This window comes from Qipengyuania vesicularis (assembly GCF_019711415.1).
In the GTDB taxonomy this organism is placed as follows: Bacteria; Pseudomonadota; Alphaproteobacteria; order Sphingomonadales; family Sphingomonadaceae; genus Qipengyuania; species Qipengyuania vesicularis.
On sequence record NZ_JAIGNJ010000001.1, the window covers coordinates 1,021,600 to 1,038,822 of the forward strand.

Annotated in this window: 18 protein-coding genes; 5 read left to right on the plus strand and 13 right to left on the minus strand. The window is 61.3% G+C overall.

Annotated elements, in window-relative coordinates:
• Nucleotides 1-266: 266 nt before the first annotated feature.
• From dnaN to K3146_RS05085, 6 genes are all read right to left on the minus strand, one after another.
• Nucleotides 267-1,391, minus strand: coding sequence for a DNA polymerase III subunit beta (gene dnaN / locus K3146_RS05060; RefSeq protein WP_221545073.1), 1,125 nt, complete (start codon nucleotides 1,389-1,391; stop codon nucleotides 267-269).
• A gap of 141 nt (nucleotides 1,392-1,532) precedes the next feature.
• Nucleotides 1,533-1,913 carry a P-loop NTPase family protein gene (locus K3146_RS05065; protein WP_221545074.1) on the minus strand — a complete coding sequence of 127 codons (381 nt, stop codon included), beginning with the start codon at nucleotides 1,911-1,913 and terminating at the stop codon, nucleotides 1,533-1,535.
• Nucleotides 1,906-2,223 carry a hypothetical protein gene (locus K3146_RS05070; protein ID WP_221545075.1) on the minus strand — a complete coding sequence of 106 codons (318 nt, stop codon included), beginning with the start codon at nucleotides 2,221-2,223 and terminating at the stop codon, nucleotides 1,906-1,908. The genes K3146_RS05065 and K3146_RS05070 overlap by 8 nt, the downstream gene beginning before the upstream one ends.
• Before the next feature lie 16 nt (nucleotides 2,224-2,239).
• Entirely contained in the window at nucleotides 2,240-2,992 is a 753-nt protein-coding gene (fabG, locus tag K3146_RS05075) for a 3-oxoacyl-[acyl-carrier-protein] reductase (protein WP_221545076.1), read from the minus strand.
• A complete protein-coding gene (fabD, locus tag K3146_RS05080) occupies nucleotides 2,992-3,930 on the minus strand; it encodes an ACP S-malonyltransferase (protein ID WP_221545077.1) in 939 nt (312 codons plus the stop codon). Before fabD ends, fabG begins: the two co-directional genes overlap by 1 nt.
• A gap of 39 nt (nucleotides 3,931-3,969) precedes the next feature.
• Nucleotides 3,970-4,806, minus strand: coding sequence for an LD-carboxypeptidase (locus K3146_RS05085; RefSeq protein ID WP_221545078.1), 837 nt, complete (start codon nucleotides 4,804-4,806; stop codon nucleotides 3,970-3,972).
• A gap of 42 nt (nucleotides 4,807-4,848) precedes the next feature.
• On the opposite strand from K3146_RS05085, the gene K3146_RS05090 reads away from it, so the two are divergent.
• Nucleotides 4,849-6,276: a glutamate ligase domain-containing protein gene (locus tag K3146_RS05090; RefSeq protein ID WP_221545079.1), complete on the plus strand. Its 1,428-nt coding sequence runs from the start codon at nucleotides 4,849-4,851 to the stop codon at nucleotides 6,274-6,276.
• Here the strand turns inward: K3146_RS05090 and K3146_RS05095 are convergent.
• Both K3146_RS05095 and K3146_RS05100 read right to left on the minus strand, forming a co-directional pair.
• Nucleotides 6,273-7,994, minus strand: a complete 1,722-nt coding sequence (locus tag K3146_RS05095; RefSeq protein WP_221545080.1) for a sensor domain-containing diguanylate cyclase — start codon at nucleotides 7,992-7,994, stop codon at nucleotides 6,273-6,275. The genes K3146_RS05090 and K3146_RS05095 overlap by 4 nt on opposite strands.
• A gap of 99 nt (nucleotides 7,995-8,093) precedes the next feature.
• Complete coding sequence (locus tag K3146_RS05100) at nucleotides 8,094-9,038, minus strand: DUF808 domain-containing protein (protein ID WP_221545081.1); 945 nt, start codon at nucleotides 9,036-9,038, stop codon at nucleotides 8,094-8,096.
• Between the two features lie 204 nt (nucleotides 9,039-9,242).
• On the opposite strand from K3146_RS05100, the gene rpsF reads away from it, so the two are divergent.
• The 4 genes from rpsF (at nucleotide 9,243) to K3146_RS05120 (ending at nucleotide 12,045) form a co-directional block, all read left to right on the plus strand.
• Nucleotides 9,243-9,608: a 30S ribosomal protein S6 gene (gene rpsF, locus K3146_RS05105; protein WP_040964017.1), complete on the plus strand. Its 366-nt coding sequence runs from the start codon at nucleotides 9,243-9,245 to the stop codon at nucleotides 9,606-9,608.
• Nucleotides 9,608-9,832 (plus strand): 30S ribosomal protein S18, encoded by a 225-nt coding sequence (gene rpsR / locus K3146_RS05110; protein WP_040964018.1) that lies wholly within the window; start codon nucleotides 9,608-9,610, stop codon nucleotides 9,830-9,832. The genes rpsF and rpsR overlap by 1 nt, the downstream gene beginning before the upstream one ends.
• An 11-nt stretch (nucleotides 9,833-9,843) precedes the next feature.
• A complete protein-coding gene (rplI, locus tag K3146_RS05115) occupies nucleotides 9,844-10,482 on the plus strand; it encodes a 50S ribosomal protein L9 (protein WP_221545082.1) in 639 nt (212 codons plus the stop codon).
• Nucleotides 10,483-10,554: 72 nt separating this feature from the next.
• Entirely contained in the window at nucleotides 10,555-12,045 is a 1,491-nt protein-coding gene (locus K3146_RS05120; RefSeq protein WP_282098470.1) for an AMP nucleosidase, read from the plus strand.
• Here the strand turns inward: K3146_RS05120 and K3146_RS05125 are convergent, their stop codons facing one another.
• The 5 genes from K3146_RS05125 to K3146_RS05145 are packed head-to-tail and all read right to left on the minus strand — an operon-like array spanning nucleotide 12,046 to nucleotide 17,163.
• Nucleotides 12,046-12,876, minus strand: coding sequence for a hypothetical protein (locus K3146_RS05125; protein ID WP_221545084.1), 831 nt, complete (start codon nucleotides 12,874-12,876; stop codon nucleotides 12,046-12,048).
• The gene (rimK, locus tag K3146_RS05130) at nucleotides 12,876-13,781 is read right to left on the minus strand and encodes a 30S ribosomal protein S6--L-glutamate ligase (protein ID WP_221545085.1); all 906 of its coding nucleotides are present in this window, start codon (nucleotides 13,779-13,781) and stop codon (nucleotides 12,876-12,878) included. Before rimK ends, K3146_RS05125 begins: the two co-directional genes overlap by 1 nt.
• 10 nt (nucleotides 13,782-13,791) lie before the next feature.
• Nucleotides 13,792-14,256: an ATP-dependent zinc protease family protein gene (locus K3146_RS05135; RefSeq protein ID WP_221545086.1), complete on the minus strand. Its 465-nt coding sequence runs from the start codon at nucleotides 14,254-14,256 to the stop codon at nucleotides 13,792-13,794.
• Nucleotides 14,253-15,257, minus strand: coding sequence for a YncE family protein (locus tag K3146_RS05140; RefSeq protein WP_221545087.1), 1,005 nt, complete (start codon nucleotides 15,255-15,257; stop codon nucleotides 14,253-14,255). The genes K3146_RS05135 and K3146_RS05140 overlap by 4 nt, the downstream gene beginning before the upstream one ends.
• A gap of 43 nt (nucleotides 15,258-15,300) precedes the next feature.
• Entirely contained in the window at nucleotides 15,301-17,163 is a 1,863-nt protein-coding gene (locus K3146_RS05145; RefSeq protein WP_221545088.1) for a M2 family metallopeptidase, read from the minus strand.
• Nucleotides 17,164-17,223: the final 60 nt, after the last annotated feature.

Sequence of the window (17,223 nt, forward strand, 5' to 3'; positions counted from 1 at the left end):
TGATCCTTAGGCCCGTTTCGCAAGCATCGAGTGTCAGGCAGTTGCTATAGCTTACGTTGCCCCATGGATTTCCCAAGGCACCACTACCGAGCAAGCCCGAGCGCATATGCAACCGCTTCAAGGGTCGTTCCGAGCGATCCTCGAAGACATCCTGCAACAAAATCCATCCGGATAACTTCGCCAGTACCGTTGTGACCAGGAGCCACATTCCAACGAAGAAGAATGGAAACAGGACCAAAAAAGCCTCCGGTCCTATGTCCACCTGATCACACCCGCATCGGCATCAGGACGTATAGCGCCGGGCTGTCGTCATTCTTGCGGATCAGCGTGGGGGCACCGGCGTCGGCGAGGTGGATCTCGACCTCGTCGGCATCGATCTGGCTGAGGATATCCTTGAGATAGCCCGCATTAAAGCCGATCTCGAAACCGTCCGAGGCGTACTCGGCGGCCAATTCTTCAGAGGCGGTGCCGTTGTCGGGCGAGGTCACAGTGAGAGTTACCTTGTCCTTGTCGAGGCCCATCTTCACCGCGCGGGTCTTCTCGGTGGCGATGGTCGCCACGCGGTCGACACCGGCGAAGAAGCTCTTCGGATCGATCTTGAGTAGCTTGTCATTGCCCGTCGGGATGACGCGCGAATAGTCAGGGAAAGTGCCGTCGATCAGCTTGCTGGTCAGCACCACGCCGCCTTCGCCGCCGAGCGTGAAACGGATCTTGCTGGCCGACAGGTCGATCTGGACGTCACCATCCATTTTTTCGTCGAGCAGCTTGCGCAGTTCGGCAACGGCTTTGCGCGGCACAATAACGTCCGGCATACCTTCCGCGCCATCCGGGCGCGGCAGCGTAAAGCGCGCAAGCCGGTGACCATCGGTGGCCGCAGCCTTCAGGACCGGCTGGTCCTCATCCGACACGTGCAGGAAGATACCGTTGAGATAATACCGCGTTTCCTCGGTTGAGATGGCGAAACGCGTACGGTCGATCAGCTCGGCCAAGGTCTTGGCAGGCAGCGTGAAACTGGTCGGCAGATCACCTTCCACAATCACGGGAAAATCATCACGCGGCAGTGTCGGCAGCTTGAAGCGGCTGCGACCAGCTTTCACGTCCATCCGGTTTTCGGCGGTCTCGAGGCTTACCTGGCTGCCCTCGGGCAGCTTGCGCGCGATGTCGAAGAGGAGATGCGCCGAAACGGTGATCGCTCCTTCGCTTTCTACACCTGCGGTTTCGACATGCTCGATCACCTGCAAATCGAGGTCGGTCGCCATCACCTTCAGCCCGTCGCCCTCTGCCTCGATCAGCACGTTCGAGAGGATGGGGATCGTGTTACGGCGTTCGACCACCGACTGGACGTGGGAGAGACAGCGCAGCAGCGTCGCGCGTTCGATTGTGGCCTTCATGGTCCTTCTTTCGTCCCTTCTGGGCGCGGTGAAGGCCGGAATCGCTCCACCAGCGCCGGAATACGGATAGTGACCTTAGCTATGCTGTCATGGCTCGCAAGCTTCACCCCCCAAAGCGCGGATTTCCCTTGGGGATAACCTCTAGCCAGCTTCGACTCGCACCCGTGGCCGGGAGCGGATCTTCTTGACTAATGCCGTGCTGGATTCCGCACGCCTACTCCACAGAAAGCCCGTCACGCACGCGATCCCGAACGATGCAACTGCAATCAAAAATGTCACAATGTCGGTAAAATCGGCCTTAGCAGCTTCCAATCTTAGCTGGGAAACTGCATCCAAAGCCGGGAACAACGAACCTATGAATGCGCCGATCGATACGATGCAAATCTCGCTCACTGGTTCTCGGCTCATCTGCGAAACTTTGTCCAATTCATCGTCTGTGATGTAGTGGCAAAGGCTTTCAGATTGGACGGTGACGAATGTCGCCTGCGCAGCGCTGGAAATTTTTAGTGAATCATCAGCCATCTGCTTTTTCCATCAGAGGCTTCAGGCTCTCATAGTAGATTGCCTGCAAGAACTTAGCATTCCCACAATTCTGGCATATTAGGCTAACGTGTGGAGACCCTTTTTCGGGATAACGACCAAACTTACCGTTACTTAAGTAACCCGGGGTGAAGATCAAAAGTCGTGTGTCGACATTCCAATCACTACTTCCGCATAATTCGCAAGCGGCGCTTTCACCAAGACGAGAATCTATTTCCTCTACCAACGCCTCCCTCGTCTCTTCGCTAAACTCGCTATCTTCGAATTTCAGTTTTTCATCATCGTCCTTCACTTACTTATTCCCTCTATCAGCCCTGCATCGCCATGCCGCCGTTCACATGGATCGTTTGACCCGTCACGTAAGCTGCTTCGTCGCTGGCGAGATAGGCCACGGCTGCGCCGATCTCGTCACCCTCGCCCATGCGGCCCATCGGGATACGACCATTGATCGCGGCCTTCTGGTCGTCAGTGAGTGCATCGGTCATCGCGGTTCGGATGAAGCCGGGTGCCACGCAATTGACCGTGATGTTGCGGCTGGCTAACTCCTGCGCGAGGCTCTTGCTCATACCGGTCAGGCCTGCCTTCGCCGCGACGTAGTTCATCTGGCCGGGATTGCCCGTGTGGCCGACGACACTGGTGATCGAGATGATGCGGCCGCCCCTTGCCTTCATCATTGGGCGCGCACTGGCGCGCATCAGGCGGAAGCTGGCCTCGAGGTTGATGCGGATCACTTCGTCCCATTCCTCGTCCTTCATCCGCATGGCGAGATTGTCGCGCGTTATGCCAGCGTTATTGACGAGGATGTTCATGCTGCCGAGCGTGTCGACCGTTGCGGGAATCAGCTCTTCGACTTGCGTGGTGTCCGAGAGATTGCAGGTAATCTCGACATGGTCACCGCCGGTATCGGCATTGAGCTGTTCGCGAAATGCGCGGAGCTTGTCGCCGTTCGAACCAGACAGGGCGATCCGTGCACCCTGGCGCGCCAGTGCGTAGGCGATGGAGGATCCGATACCCCCGCTTGCGCCGGTAACGAGAGCGGTCTTGCCTTCGAGGTTGAACATCAGCCGTGCTCCTTCGCGAAATTCTCGAGATCATCCATGGTGACGAGGCTGACCGTGGTCGCCTCCTTGTCGATGCGGCCGACCATTGGGCCGAGCACCTTGCCCCCAAGCTCTACGAAGCGTTCAACACCCGCCTCGCGCATGGCCAGCACGCTTTCACGCCAGCGGACGCGGCCGGTGACCTGTTCGACGAGCAGTCGCTGTTCTTCCGCCGGATCGCTGACGCGCGCGGCGGTGACATTGGCGAAGAGCGGAACGGTGAACGCACCAGGAGAGGTTTCTTCAAGCGCGGCCTTCATGCGCTGTGCAGCCGGTTCCATGAGTGAGCAGTGGAAAGGTGCCGACACCGGCAGCTTGATGCCGCGCTTGATGCCGTGTTCCTTTGCCAGCTCGATCGCGCGATCGATCGCTTCGGCATGTCCCGAGATAACGACCTGCGTGGGATCATTGTCGTTGGCGACCTCGCACACCTGACCCTCGGCGGCAGCCTCGGCGAGCGCAGTGGCTTTCTCGATATCCGCCCCGAGAAGCGCGGCCATGGCGCCGACGCCGATGGGCACGGCATCCTGCATGGCGATACCACGCAGGCGGAGCAGTTTGGCGGTCTCGGAGAGGCCGAACGCACCTGCCGCACACAGCGCACTGTATTCGCCGAGCGAGTGACCGGCGACGCAGCTTGCCTTGTCGGACAGCGCCACACCGAATTCCTTCTCCAGCACGCGCAGGGTGGCGATGGAGTTTGCCATGATGGCGGGTTGGGCGTTCGAAGTGAGTGTCAGCTCGCTTTCGGGCCCATCCCTCATCACGCCGGACAGCTTCTGCTTCAGCGCCTCATCGACTTCCTCGAACACCTCGCGCGCATGGGCGCTGGCTTCGGCGAGCTCGACGCCCATGCCGACCTTCTGGCTCCCCTGCCCGGGGAAGATGAATGCAGTCATGAATCTCTCCTTGTGCCGGGCCGCTTAGGCCCGCATCGCTCAAGCCTCAAGGCCGAAGGGCACGATCCTGTTGGTAGCAGAGTGGCCGATCGAAGCGCGGCCGAGATAGGCAATGCCGTAGCGCTCGCACCAGTATCGAACGATCTGTTCCGCGTCGGCGCCGAAGGGACGGTCATTCTCGGGAATCGCGGTCACCTCTCCCAGGCGGATACCGGCAATGCCACGCAAATGCTCGACAAGATGGAACATCAGCCGGTCGATGGCATACTCGTACTCGCCGACTTCCTCGATCAGCACTTCATGGCCCTCAAGCAGCGGCATCATCTGCGTGCCGACCAGCATGGCGAGCGTGTAGAGGTTGAAGGCCACAGCCGGCTTGCCCGACAGGCCCTGTTCCAGCCCTTCGTCGTTCCCGGACATCCAGGCAAGCGTGCGGCGGACAGCATACTCGCCACCCTCGCGCTTGATATCGACCGGCATCGGAGCGTGGACTGCCCGCCCTATTCCTGCGCGATAGAGACCGCCGAGAAGCGTGCCGCAGTCGGAATAGCCGATGTAGGTCTTCCTGCCTGCCTCCACATCAGCCTTCCCCAGGAACTCCGCTGCAATCCGGTTCGAACCATATCCACCCTTCGCGAACCAGACGGCGTCGACGGAGGCATCATTTACACAGTCCAGCAGCGCGGCGAGACGCACCTCGTCGCTTCCGGCAAAATGGCCATCCTCGACGAAGCACTGCTCGTGGAACTGGAGATCGACTGCAGGAAACTCCTCAGCCGCCAGCGCAGATACGGCTTCGGCATACTTCCGACGCAGGGGGGTCGCGGGCGCGCAGATCGCCACTTTTCGGATCGGTCGGTGCACGCGTGCGACCATGCCCGCTTGTCTTCGCGCTTACAACTGCATAGCGCGTTTGGGATGACCGACTTCCCCAGCCCTGACGAACTTTTCGCGCGCCCGTTTTTCTTCGTGGGGATCGGCGGGTCCGGTATGCTGCCGCTTGCGCAGATCCTGAAAGGCCGCGGAGCCAAGGTTGCCGGCTCCGATCGCAGCTTCGACCAGGGCCGCACGCCAGAGAAATTCGCCGCGCTCGAACGCCAGGGTTTCGAACTGCACCCGCAGGACGGCAGCGGGGTGACATCCGGGGACCAGGTGGTGGTCGCCTCCGCCGCCATCGAGGACACGGTGCCCGAGATCGGCCGCGCCAACGAATTCAGGTGCCTGAGGCTGACCCGCGCAGAGCTCAACTCGATCCTCTTCAACACCAGCGGTGCCGGTCTTGCCGTTGCCGGGACCAGCGGGAAATCGACCGTCACCGGCATGCTCGGCTGGATCCTGGAAGCAACGGGGCGCGCGCCGACGATCATGAACGGCGCGGTGATGAAGAACTTCGTCTCGCCCGAGCGCCCCTTCGCCAGCGCCGTTGTCGGCAGCCAGAGCCTTTATGTCAGCGAAGTCGATGAAAGCGACGGCTCGATCGCGCTCTATCGCCCGGCGGTCGGCGTGCTGCTCAACGTCAGCCTCGACCACAAGAGCATGGAGGAACTCCGGCAGCTTTTCGGCGACTATCTCTCCCGCAGCCGCATCTCGGTCATCAACGCCGATGACGAGGAAGCGCTGGCGCTGCTGCCACACGCCAAGGAAGTGATCACCTTCGGGATCGATCAGGAAAAGGCGCAGATCGGCATCGTGCCGGGCAGCATCGCAGAGGGGCCGACACGGCAGGCCGCGCTTGTCGTGGACCGTCACGAAGGCTCGCAGCACGCGCTGACATTGAATATGCCCGGCCAGCACAATCTGTCGAACGCGCTGGCCGCAATCGCCGGTGCGGCTGCTGCGGGCGTGCCCGTTGCCGCCTCAGTCGAGGCGTTGGCTCGCTTCGAAGGTCTTGCGCGCCGCTTCGACATCGTGGGGACTAATCACTCGGCCATCACCGTGATCGACGATTTCGGCCACAATCCGGAGAAATGCGCGGCAACCTTGCGGACGCTGCGCGCGCATCCTGGCCGTGTGCTCGCCTTCTTCCAGCCACATGGCTACGGCCCGCTGCGCCAGATGGGCGCGGAGCTCGCCCAGACCTTTGCCGACGAGCTGTCCGATGACGATCGCCTGCTCATGTGTGATCCGGTTTACTTCGGCGGCACGGTCGACCGAAGCGAGGGGAGCGAGCGGATCATCCGGCTGGTCGAGGATGCAGGAGGACGCGCCGAATACATCCCGTCACGCAAGGCAGTCGAGGACCGGCTGGTCAATCTGGCCCGCCCCGGTGACCGCATCGTCGTCATGGGCGCGCGCGACGATACACTTTCCGAATTTGCGCGCCGCCTGTTCGAGCGGTTGCCTTAGGTACCCACTCCGCGGGGCCTGAAATCGACCACGATCGGCGAGGAGCCATAGCATTTAACCGCACAGCGATTCCGCCCGGCCTGCTTCGCGCTGTAGAGCGCCTGGTCGGCTTCCTGAAACACTTCGGTCACGCTCCTGCCTCCCCCGAGTGCGCCGCCGACACTGATCGTCGCCGGAGGAATGCCGTAGGAGTTCGATGCCATCTTCCTGTCGATGGAATCGCGCAACTTCTCTCCGGCCTGGCGCAGCTTCTCCTCGTCATCGCAACGAAAGACCACCGCGAATTCCTCTCCGCCGAGGCGGTAGATCGTGGAATCCGGGACGTCGCCGAAACTGTCGCGCATCAGGCTGGACATGTGACACAGCACGGCATCGCCCATGACATGACCGTTGGTGTCGTTGATCGCCTTGAAGTGATCGATATCGGCCACGAGCATGGCTTGCCCGTCCTCGATATGGCGGAGTGAGTTGAAGGCGCGCCGGTTGCCCAGACCGGTCAGGGGGTCGCTCATCGCCATGCGGCCGAGCTTGATGGCGCTGACCCGAGCACGATCGCGCTCCACGCGCAGGACGGTAAACCGATCGCCGACGGCAGCTGCGCTGCCGAGGACGAGAACGACCATTGCGGCAAGCAGGAAGTCGTCGAGCAGGAAAGACGGCCGATACAGCCCGCTTCCGATCAGTATGCGGAGGAAGCCCGTAATGATCAGGCCGGAGAATGCGATAGCAAGGAATCCCGCCGCGCGGCTCTTCCGCGCCAAGGCCACGGCGATGATTGCGATCAGTGCGGCCGTGAGTGGCACTAGCGAGTAAAGGAAGAGCTCGTGGGAAACGATGCGAAGGGATTCGATCTCCACAAAGGTCAGGACCTTGGCGAGGATCATCAGGCCCGTTAGGCCAATCGCCGCCCGTGCGAGCCGGGTCGGGACCGTTCCCTTCTCGAGGATGTCGAGCAGGAACCCGACCGCCGCCACCAGAGCGAGTGCCAGCGTAGTCGTGTTGAGGTGCGAGCGTACGCCCAGCGGGAGATCGGGGAAGAGCTGATACACGAGGCCCGAATTCGATACGACCGATCCCAGCAGGAAAGCAGTCATAACGGCATGCCACAGCATGAAGCGGAAGGGCAGGAAACGCGCCAGCAGTAGGTCGTAGACAATCGGTAGGATCAGGAAACCACACATCAGCGCATAGACCAGGGATCGGGTGAAATGCTCTTGCTGTGCAGCCCCGCTCTCGACGAGCCGCGCGGCGCGCGCAACACTGTAGGTCTTGGGCTGTTCGACCACCATGTCGACCTCGCGGAGCGGCTGGCCGGTGGTTGGCACCCTCACGCTGAAGCGCCCCATGGCAAACCAGTTGCGGCCGGCCGTCTCGGGACCGAACTCTATCGTCCTCTGCTCTCCCCCGGCATAGGTGAACCGCAGGATCATGCGCTCGAAATTCGCCGGATCCGTTTGCCAGAGCAGCTCGTCTTCACCCTGCTCGAAATCCGCAGGCAGCTCTGCATGGGTCCGCACGAACCGATCGCGTTCGGCGAAGCGCCCATCGCCGCAGTCGAGCCGGTCGGAGGCCAAATCCAAGGCCTCGGAGGCACTTTCCGCACCGCCGACACACATGTGGGCCTGCAAATCGAGCGCGCGCGCATGTGCCGGGTTGCCGCCAGGAATAAGCCCCGCGAACAGCATTGCGCATAAAAGGAACAGAATTCCGCGGCGCACGCTACCCCCTGAAAAACGCCTGTTCTGCTAGATCATGGTGCTTATCACGTTAAGGGGGCCGGTGGGACACAAAATGATGTATTGCGCCGGCGCTCCCGCTTAGTGTGCGCCCTCGCCGCGAAACAGGACCTTGTGGATCAGGACCGCGAGGATGAATCCGAGCAGCAGGCCCACCAGCGCCGAAACGGCAGCATAGGCGGCCCAGCCCAGTATGCCCGAAAGCGAACCCGTCGCCGCCTTAACGGCATATTCTGCGCCATGTGCGATATCGTAGAGGAAATCCCACCCGATCTCATGCGTGCCGTGGACGATAATGCCGCCGCCGACCCAAAGCATGGCAATGGTTCCGATGAACGACAGTGCCACCAGTAGCTTGGGCATGGCCCGCAAAAGGAAACGACCGAAGGATTGCGCGCTTGCCGAAGGTTTTTCCGCAAGATGAAGCCCCACGTCGTCCATCTTCACGATGAGTGCCACTGCACCATAGACGACCAGCGTCACCGCAATGCCCACAACCGCAAGCACACCCGCGCGCACGATGAAGCTCTCGTCTGCCACTTCGCTCAGCGTAATCGCCATGATCTCCGCCGAAAGGATCAGATCGGTACGGATGGCCCCGGAAATCCGCTGTTTCTCGAACTCGACCGGATCCTCGATCTCGTCTTCCAGGGTCTTGCCGTGCTTCTCCTCGCCCAGCTTCTCCATGACCTTCTCGGCGCCTTCATAGGACAGGTAGGCCCCGCCGAGCATCAGGATGAAGATTATCGCCTGAGGCAAGAACCAGCTGAGCAGGAGAGCGCCGGGGAGGAGGATCAGCAGCTTGTTCTTGAGGCTGCCGAGAGTGATGCGGCCGATAATCGGGAGTTCGCGGCTCGGGTCGAGACCCGTGACATAGCTTGGCGTGACCGCGGCATCATCGATAACCACACCGGCGGTCTTGCTTCCAGCCTTGCTTGCGGCGACCGAGATATCGTCTATCGAAGCGGCGGCAGTTCTGGCAATGACCGCGACATCATCAAGCAACGCAACAAGTCCACCGGGCACACACACTCTCCTCAGTTTCAAACCCCAACGGCCCCCTGCCCTGCCCGTTCCGCCGCTGCAAGGCGTCAGATGGCTTGCAATCCTGCCGATTCCCGCTATGTGCGCGCATCCCTCGCTTCCGGGCAGGGATTCGAAGAAAGCCGGAGGGGCCCCGCAATCCCGCGGACAAGCCAACGATCGGCCAGCAGTTGAAAGGACAAGAGCATGGCTCTCTACGAGCATGTTTTCTTGGCGCGACAGGACCTGAGCCAGGCTCAGGTTGACCAGCTCGCAGCCACGGCGACCGAGATCGTCGAAGCAAACGAAGGCAAGGTCACCAAGACCGAGACCTGGGGTCTCAAGAACCTCGCCTACAAGATCGACCGTAACCGCAAGGCACACTTCGTGATGCTCAACATCGAGGGCCCCGGCTCCGTTGTTTCCGAGCTCGAGCGCCAGACGCGCATCAACGAAGATGTCATCCGTTACATGACCATTCGTGTTGAAGAGCACGAAGAAGGTCCCAGCGTAATGATGCGCAAGAACGAGCGCGACTCGAAGAAGCGCCGTGACCGTGAGGAGCGTGACTGATGGCCCGCCCGTTTTTCCGCCGCCGCAAGACCTGCCCGTTCTCCGCGAAGAACGCGCCGGCAATCGACTACAAGGACACGCGTCTGCTGCAGGGCTTCATGTCCGAGCGTGGCAAGATCGTCCCCAGCCGCATCACCGCCGTCAGCGCGAAGAAGCAGCGTGAACTGGCCAAGGCCATCAAGCGCGCTCGCCACATCGGCCTGCTGCCCTACATCGTGAAGTAAGGAGAACGACCATGGATATCATTCTCCTCCAGCGTATTGAGAAGCTCGGCACGATCGGTGACGTCGTCACCGTGAAGGACGGCTACGCACGCAACTTCCTTCTCCCGCAGAAGAAGGCCCTGCGCGCCAACGAAGCCAACAAGAAGGTCTTCGAAGCCAACCGCGATCGTCTCGAGAAGGAAAACGCCGAGCGTCGTAGCGAAGCCGAAAAGGCTGGCACGAAGGTCGATGGCGTCGAAATCATTCTGATCCGCGCTGCCTCGAACACCGGCCAGCTCTATGGTTCGGTCAACGTGCGCGACATCGTCAACGGCCTCGCCGACAAGGGTCACGAGATCGACAAGAAGCAGGTCATCATGGGCAACCCGATCAAGACGATCGGCATGCATGACGTGCGCGTCGACCTCCACCCGGAAGTCTCGGTCACAATCAAGGCAAACGTCGCCCGTTCGGACGACGAAGCCGAACTGCAGACGCAGGGCGTCGACGTTCTCGCGCAGATGTTCGAAGACGAGCAGGCTGCGATCGAGGAACAGGCCGAGGCAACCCGCATTGAGACCACCCTCGAGCCGGGCGAAATCTCCGCCGACATGCTCGAAGAAACTGCCGAGGCGGATGCTTCGGACAGCGAAGAGAACGCCGAAGGCTAATCTCTCGCTTCAAGCTAGCAAATCGGGCGCGGCGACTTCGGTCTCCGCGCCCTTTTTGTAATAGGCGCATTCCTGTGGCAGGACGCGTCACGAAAACGAAAAGAGCCAGGAGAAAAAGGCCATATGGACACGATCGAACAGATCCTCGACAAGCTTCAGGGCGTCTATGACGCAGCCGTAACCCGCCTTCGCGACGATGTGATCGCATTCGGCCGGGATCGCACCCTTCCGCCCGCAGAACGCCGCAAGGATGGCAGCTATGCCTATCCCGAACTGCGCCTGCTGTTTCGCGGCGGGGTCATGCCGGAAGGCTCCAGCCGCGCCTTCGGGCGCCTGAACATGCCGGGTCTCTATTCGACCACCGTGACCAAGCCGAGCCTCTTCCGCGACTATCTTCGCGAGCAGATCGAGCTGATCGAGAGCAATTACGAGATCGAGATCGAAGTCGGCTCCTCGCGCCAGGAAATCCCCTTCCCCTACGTGCTGGATGGAGAGGCTGGCGCAGTGCTGGCCGGTATCGATCCGAACGAGATCGCGCGTCACTTCCCTTCGACCGACCTCGCCGACATTGGCGACGAACTGGCCGACGGGATCGAGCTGGACAACCCAGATGATCCGATCCCGCTCTCGCTGTTCGACGGGCTGCGAACCGACTTCAGCCTCGCGCGACTGGCGCATTATACCGGGACCGACGTCCAGCACTTCCAGCGCTTCATCCTGTTCACCAACTATCACCGCTATGTCGATGAATTCGTTGACTGGGCGGGCGCACAGCTCGGCAACAATGGCTATACCGCGCTGGCTGGTGCGGGCGGCCTGATGCTGACCGAGAAGACCGACAATGCCCGCGCGCAACTGTCCGACACGGCATGGCGTCGCCACCAGATGCCGGCCTACCACCTAGTCGGCAAGGAACGCGGCGGCATCACGCTGGTCAACATCGGCGTCGGGCCCTCCAACGCCAAGACTATTTGCGACCACCTCGCCGTGTTGCGCCCCGAGGCATGGCTGATGATCGGCCACTGCGGCGGCCTGAGGCCGAGCCAGAAGATCGGCGATTACGTGCTCGCCCACGCCTATTTGCGCGACGACCATGTACTCGATCCCGTGCTTCCGCCAGAAATCCCTCTGCCCGCCATCGCTGAAGTCCAGCAGGCCCTCGCCGGCGCGGCAGAACATGTTTCGGGCGAACACGGCAGCGACCTGAAAAAGCGCATGCGCACCGGCACAGTCGTCACCACCGACGATCGCAACTGGGAGTTGCGCTACACCAGCTCCGCCCGCCGCCTCTCGCTCTCCCGTGCAGTCGGTATCGATATGGAAAGCGCCACCATCGCCGCCCAAGGCTACCGATTCCGCGTTCCCTATGGCACGCTTCTATGTGTTTCGGACAAGCCTCTCCACGGCGAGATCAAGCTGCCCGGCCAGGCGAACAAGTTCTACGAGGAAGCCATCGCAGCCCACCTGCAGATCGGCGTGACGGCGTGTGATTTGCTGAGACAGGAAGGGCCTAAGCTACACAGCCGCAAACTGCGGGCGTTCAACGAGCCGCCGTTCAGATGATCAAAACCTAGTGACTTCTGAAAATTCCATCTGCATCACTGACAGACTCCGGAACTGAGGGACAGCCAACGGCTTACCGTCAGCATCCCTGGCTGGTTCGAGTTTTCCTTTGGCGATAAAGTCTTGGCAGATCTTTCCGTAGATCTTCTCGTCACCGCTTGCCTTCATTAGGTCGCAGGAGGCGATTTTCCCATCGGAACTGACAGTATAGAGGATCGAGAAGCTAGTTTCCGTGTATTTCCGGGGTAGGTCGACGAACTCATGGATTTCTCCTTTCGGTGCGACGGCCATGCGATCCAAGCTATCGGTGTCGATCTCGAGAAAGGAGTGGAGGTCGGCGAGGCAGGTTTCCATTACCGCCCAAGCTTCCGAGAAACCGTCGAGAGAAAGTTCAAAGTTGTCTCCATAGTCGGTCCTGAGGGATATGCTTGATTGTGTCGCTCCAATGTCTGCGCGAGACAAATCCACGCTGAACTCCCAGATCTGAAAATCGTTCGCATATCCACGTTTGGAGTAGTGCGAGCCTTCACCAGCGCTTCCATCGATAAGCACATCAGCCCGCCCAGCCTTTGGCTTGATCTCGTCTTCTGCGCGCAAAGAAATATGCATCTTCGCGTGGGTAGGGATCGGCTCAAGCGTCAACGAGAATACAGCGTCGGCATCTTTTCCGATCATAGTTCGGTTTAGGCGGCAATGAAGATCGCCAAAATCTGCATTCCATGCGCCCGATGGTTCAAGCGCAATCCGGTCCTCTTCTTTTGCAACGGCGCCAGATGGGACAAGCACGAGGCTGCAAGCCGGGATCAATGTCAGAAAGTTCCGGTTATGCATCACCCCTTCCCCTTCGTCTTCGTCTTCCCGACCTTCGCATTGGCCGCCATGTGGTCGATGATCATCCCGGCGATGTCCTTGCCGGTCGCCTTTTCGATGCCCTCGAGCCCGGGCGACGAGTTCACTTCCATGATGACCGGGCCGTGATTGCTGCGCAGCATGTCTACGCCGCACACATTCAGCCCCATGTGCTTGGCGGCGCGGACCGCGGTGGAGCGCTCCTCGGGAGTGATCTTGATCAGCTGCGCGCTGCCGCCGCGGTGGAGGTTGCTGCGAAAATCGTCTGCCGCGCCCGTACGCTTCATGGCCGCGACGACCTTGCCGCCAATCACCAGCGCGCGGATATCGGTGCCGCCCGCTTCCTTGATGAATTCCTGCACAAGGATGTTGACGTTGGCGCCGCGGAAGGCCTCGATCACCGACTTGGCCGATGACATGGTCTCGGCGAGCACCACGCCGATGCCCTGAGTGCCTTCGAGCAGCTTGATGACGACCGGAGGGCCCTTCACCGCCTTGATGATCTCTTCGGCCTGCTTGGGATCGTTGGCATAGGCCGTGAGCGGCAGGCCGAGGCCATGCTTGGCGAGGATCTGCATGCTGCGCAGCTTGTCGCGGCTGCGACCAATGGCGACGCTCTCGTTCAGTGGCCAGCAGCCGCGCATCTCGAACTGGCGCAGGATCGAGAGCCCGTAATTGGTGATTGAGGCACCGATACGCGGGATTACCGCGTCATAGCCGGTGCAGGGTTCGCCATTGTAGAACACCTGCGGGCGGTGGCTGGCAATGTGCACGGTGCAGCGCAGCGTGTTGAGGATATCGAGCTCGTGACCGCGTTGTTCCGCGGCCTCCACTAGTCGCTGGTGCGAGTAGAGGTTCGGGTTACGCGCCAGCATGGCGATCTTCATGGGACGATCTTCATGGTTTGTGGCCTTTCTTGACCTTCATTTCCGGCGTTTGCAGCCAGGAGTATCCCGAGTCCACGACAAACCGGCGGCGCAGCGATGAGCGGCCGATCAGCATGGGGAATTTCATGTCGCGCCGGTTGGCGAGGCTGATCTCGGCACGGAATTCGAGATCGCCGATCTTTAGCGGCGTCTTGATGACATAGCGATATTGCGTCTCGCCGTTCGAGCTGGTGATGCCGCGCACATCGACATGGACCGCCTCGCACACCTGCCGGACGTGCTGCTGGTCGAAGTCGACCGCGAAACGGACGTAGCGCTGCCCGTCGCGTTCGAATTCCTCGATCACTTCGCCATGCAGCGAGGATGTGCGCGCGCCAGTATCGATCTTGGCGGGAATGGCGTGGAGGCCGAGTTCGGGCAGATGCACCAGCTCGCGCCAGCCGACCACGGGCAGGTCATTGGGCTTCTCGCTCATTCGATGATCGCGATCCCGTCTCCGCCCCCGTCGCCGGGCAGCCGGCGCAGGACCTTGCCGCTGGCGAAATCGACTTCGGCGATGGTGTTCGTGCGGGTTTCGGCGACGTAGATGCGTTCACCGTCGGGCGAGAAGAGGATTGTCACCTGCGTGCGCGCCTCGGCTTCCTCGCGGCTCGAGACGGCGATCGAGCGGGTCTTCGCTCCGGTCGCGGTATCGATGACCGATAGCCCGCCATCGGCAAGATCGGATGTTACGGCATAGTCACCCTGCGGCCGCAGCACGATGCGCAGCGGGAAATCGCCCACCGGCACGTCCTTGATCCGCTCGAGGCTCTGCGGGTCGAGTGCATAGGCCATGTCAGAGCCGCGCGCCGACACCCACAGCGTTTCTCCGTCGGGCGTCAGCGCGATGCCTTCGGGTTCCTCGCCGACGGTCGCGGAATAGGGTGCGCGCCGGGTGACCAGATCGATGCGCGTCACGGTCTTCGAGCCGAGATCGGTCGTCCAGGCATGCTGGGCATCGGGAGAGACGGCGATCATGTGACTGCCGCGCTTGCCAGTCGCATATTCGAATGTCCGCGCCTCGCCCAGCGGATCGCGGATCACGAAGACCGACTGGCGGCCTTCAGCGGTCGAATAGAGGTGGCCGTTTTCGTGCCAAACGATCCCGTGCGGGCGCGCATTGTCGCCAAGCTCGATGCTCTTGACCTTGCCGAGGTCACTGGTGCGGAAGATGTCGACGGTCGTCCCGCCGTAACAGGCCAGCGCAACATGCTGGTCATCCGGAGATGTCGCGAGCTCGTGCGGATTAGCGCAGCTATCGACGCGCGTAACCTCTTCCCCGCTCGCAAGATCGACCTTGGCCAAGGTGTTGCCGAACTTGCCGGCCACGAAAAGCGCGCCGGTCACCCCTTCCGAGGCGACCGGGGTGACACTCTCCTCAACCGTCGGCGAACATGCACCAAGGCCAATAGCCAGCAGGGGTAACATCCTTTTCATTCCGCCCTCTCCATCGTCTCATCCGGCGAAAGTGGATAGCATATTACCAGCCTTGCGGCTTGCCCTCGTTCTGCTCGTCGAGCCACTCCTTGAGGGGAGCGAAATATTCGACGAAGGCCTCGCCGCTCATTTCGCGCTGGCCGGTGAAGGTTTCCAGCGCTTCGGGCCAGCCCTTCGAACGGCCCATCGCCAGCATCGCCTCAAGCTTCGCGCCGACTTCCTTGTTGCCATAGAAGCTGCAGCGATGCAGCGGCCCGTCCCAGCCGGCCTCGTCACAGGCAGCCTTGTAGAACTGGAACATGAGGATGTGGGCGAGGAAATAGCGCGTGTAGGAGACATTGCCCGGGATGTGATATTTCGCGCCCGGGTCGAAAGCGTCTGCCGGACGATCGACCGGCGGCACCACACCCTGGTATTCGAGCCGCAGCTTCGTCCAGTCCTCGTTATACTCGGCAGGAGTGGTCGAACCGTCCGCCACGCCCCAGCGCCAGCGATCGACCAGCAGGCCCCAGGGCATGAAGGCCACGCGGTCGAGCGCCTGGTTGAGCAGCAGGCCGATATCCGCATCTGCACTCGGCACCTTGTCCGCTTCCAGCATTCCGATCTGGACGAGGTATTCGGGCGTAATCGAGAGCGCGATCAGGTCGCCGATGGCCTCGTGGAAGCCGTCATGCGCGCTGTCGCGGTAGATCATGTCCTGCGTGCCATAGGCGCGCTGGTAGTAATTGTGCCCCAGCTCGTGGTGGATGACGCTGAAATCGTCAGCATTGCGGTTGATGCACATCTTGATGCGGATGTCGTTCGGATCTTCAACGTCCCACGCGCTGGCGTGGCACACGACTTCGCGATCGTCTGGCCGAGTGAATTGCGAGCGGGTCCAGAAGGTATCGGGCAACGGATCGAAGCCGAGTGAAGAGAAGAAGTTCTCGCCCGCGCGCACCATTTCGCGTTCGTCGAGGCCCTTTTCCTCGATCAGTTCGGTGAGATCGTAGCCGATGTCACCGCCGCCTTCGGGCGCGACGATCGGATAAATCGCCGACCATTGCTGTGCCCACATATTGCCGAGCAGGTCGGCACGGATCGGGCCGCTGTCGGGCTGCACCGCGTCACCGTAATGATCGCTCAGTTCGCTGCGGACATAGGTGTGGAGCGCGACATAGAGCGGCTTCACCTCCTGCCACAGGCGCTCGGTCTCGGCGGCGAATTCATCGGGGCCCATGTCGTATTTCGAACGCTGCATGGCACCGAAATCGGCAAAGCCTAGTTCCTGCGCGCCGGCGTTCATCAACGCGATCAGGCGGACGTAGTCCTCTTTCATCGGCGCACCGGTGGTGTTGTGCCAACTCGCCCACATCTCGGCATAGTCTTCCGGATCGAGATCGAGATTGCCCATCTGGACCTCTAGCTCGCTGCCGCGCTTGGTTTCGCCGTTCAGCGTGCCCGTCCCCTTGCCGTAGGCAGAGTTGAGCGCGGTCGCGAGGCTGGCGGCCTCTTCCGCCGCGCCGGGCGTGGTCGGCGCCGGCAGCGTGATCTCGACACGCAGGATGTCGAGCTTGCGCGCGACATCCGGATCGAGCCCGTCGACCTCAGCATAGCGAGCAGCCTTGAGCGCATAATCGACGCGCTTTTCGGCAACCATTCCGTTGACCCAGGACGCCAGGCCGTCGGTATCTTCGGTGATGTTGGTCTCATTCACCCACAGAGTGCGCATCTGGAGCGTCCAGAGCTTCTCCATCTCCTCCTCGACATCCGCGATGAAGGCGGCAGCGCCAGCAGGCGTCAGCGGATGCTCCAGTGCATCGGCGGCCGGAGCCACAGGTGCGCTCGCAACGCGCTGGGTGTTGGCGGGCGAGCAGGCGGCAAGCGAGATGGCGAGCGCGGACAGCGCGACAGGTGCGAATTTCATTGTGTCTCTCTCCCCAGGGGAATGATCTTTTCTCTACTGGGGCCCGATTGCACGCCCGAC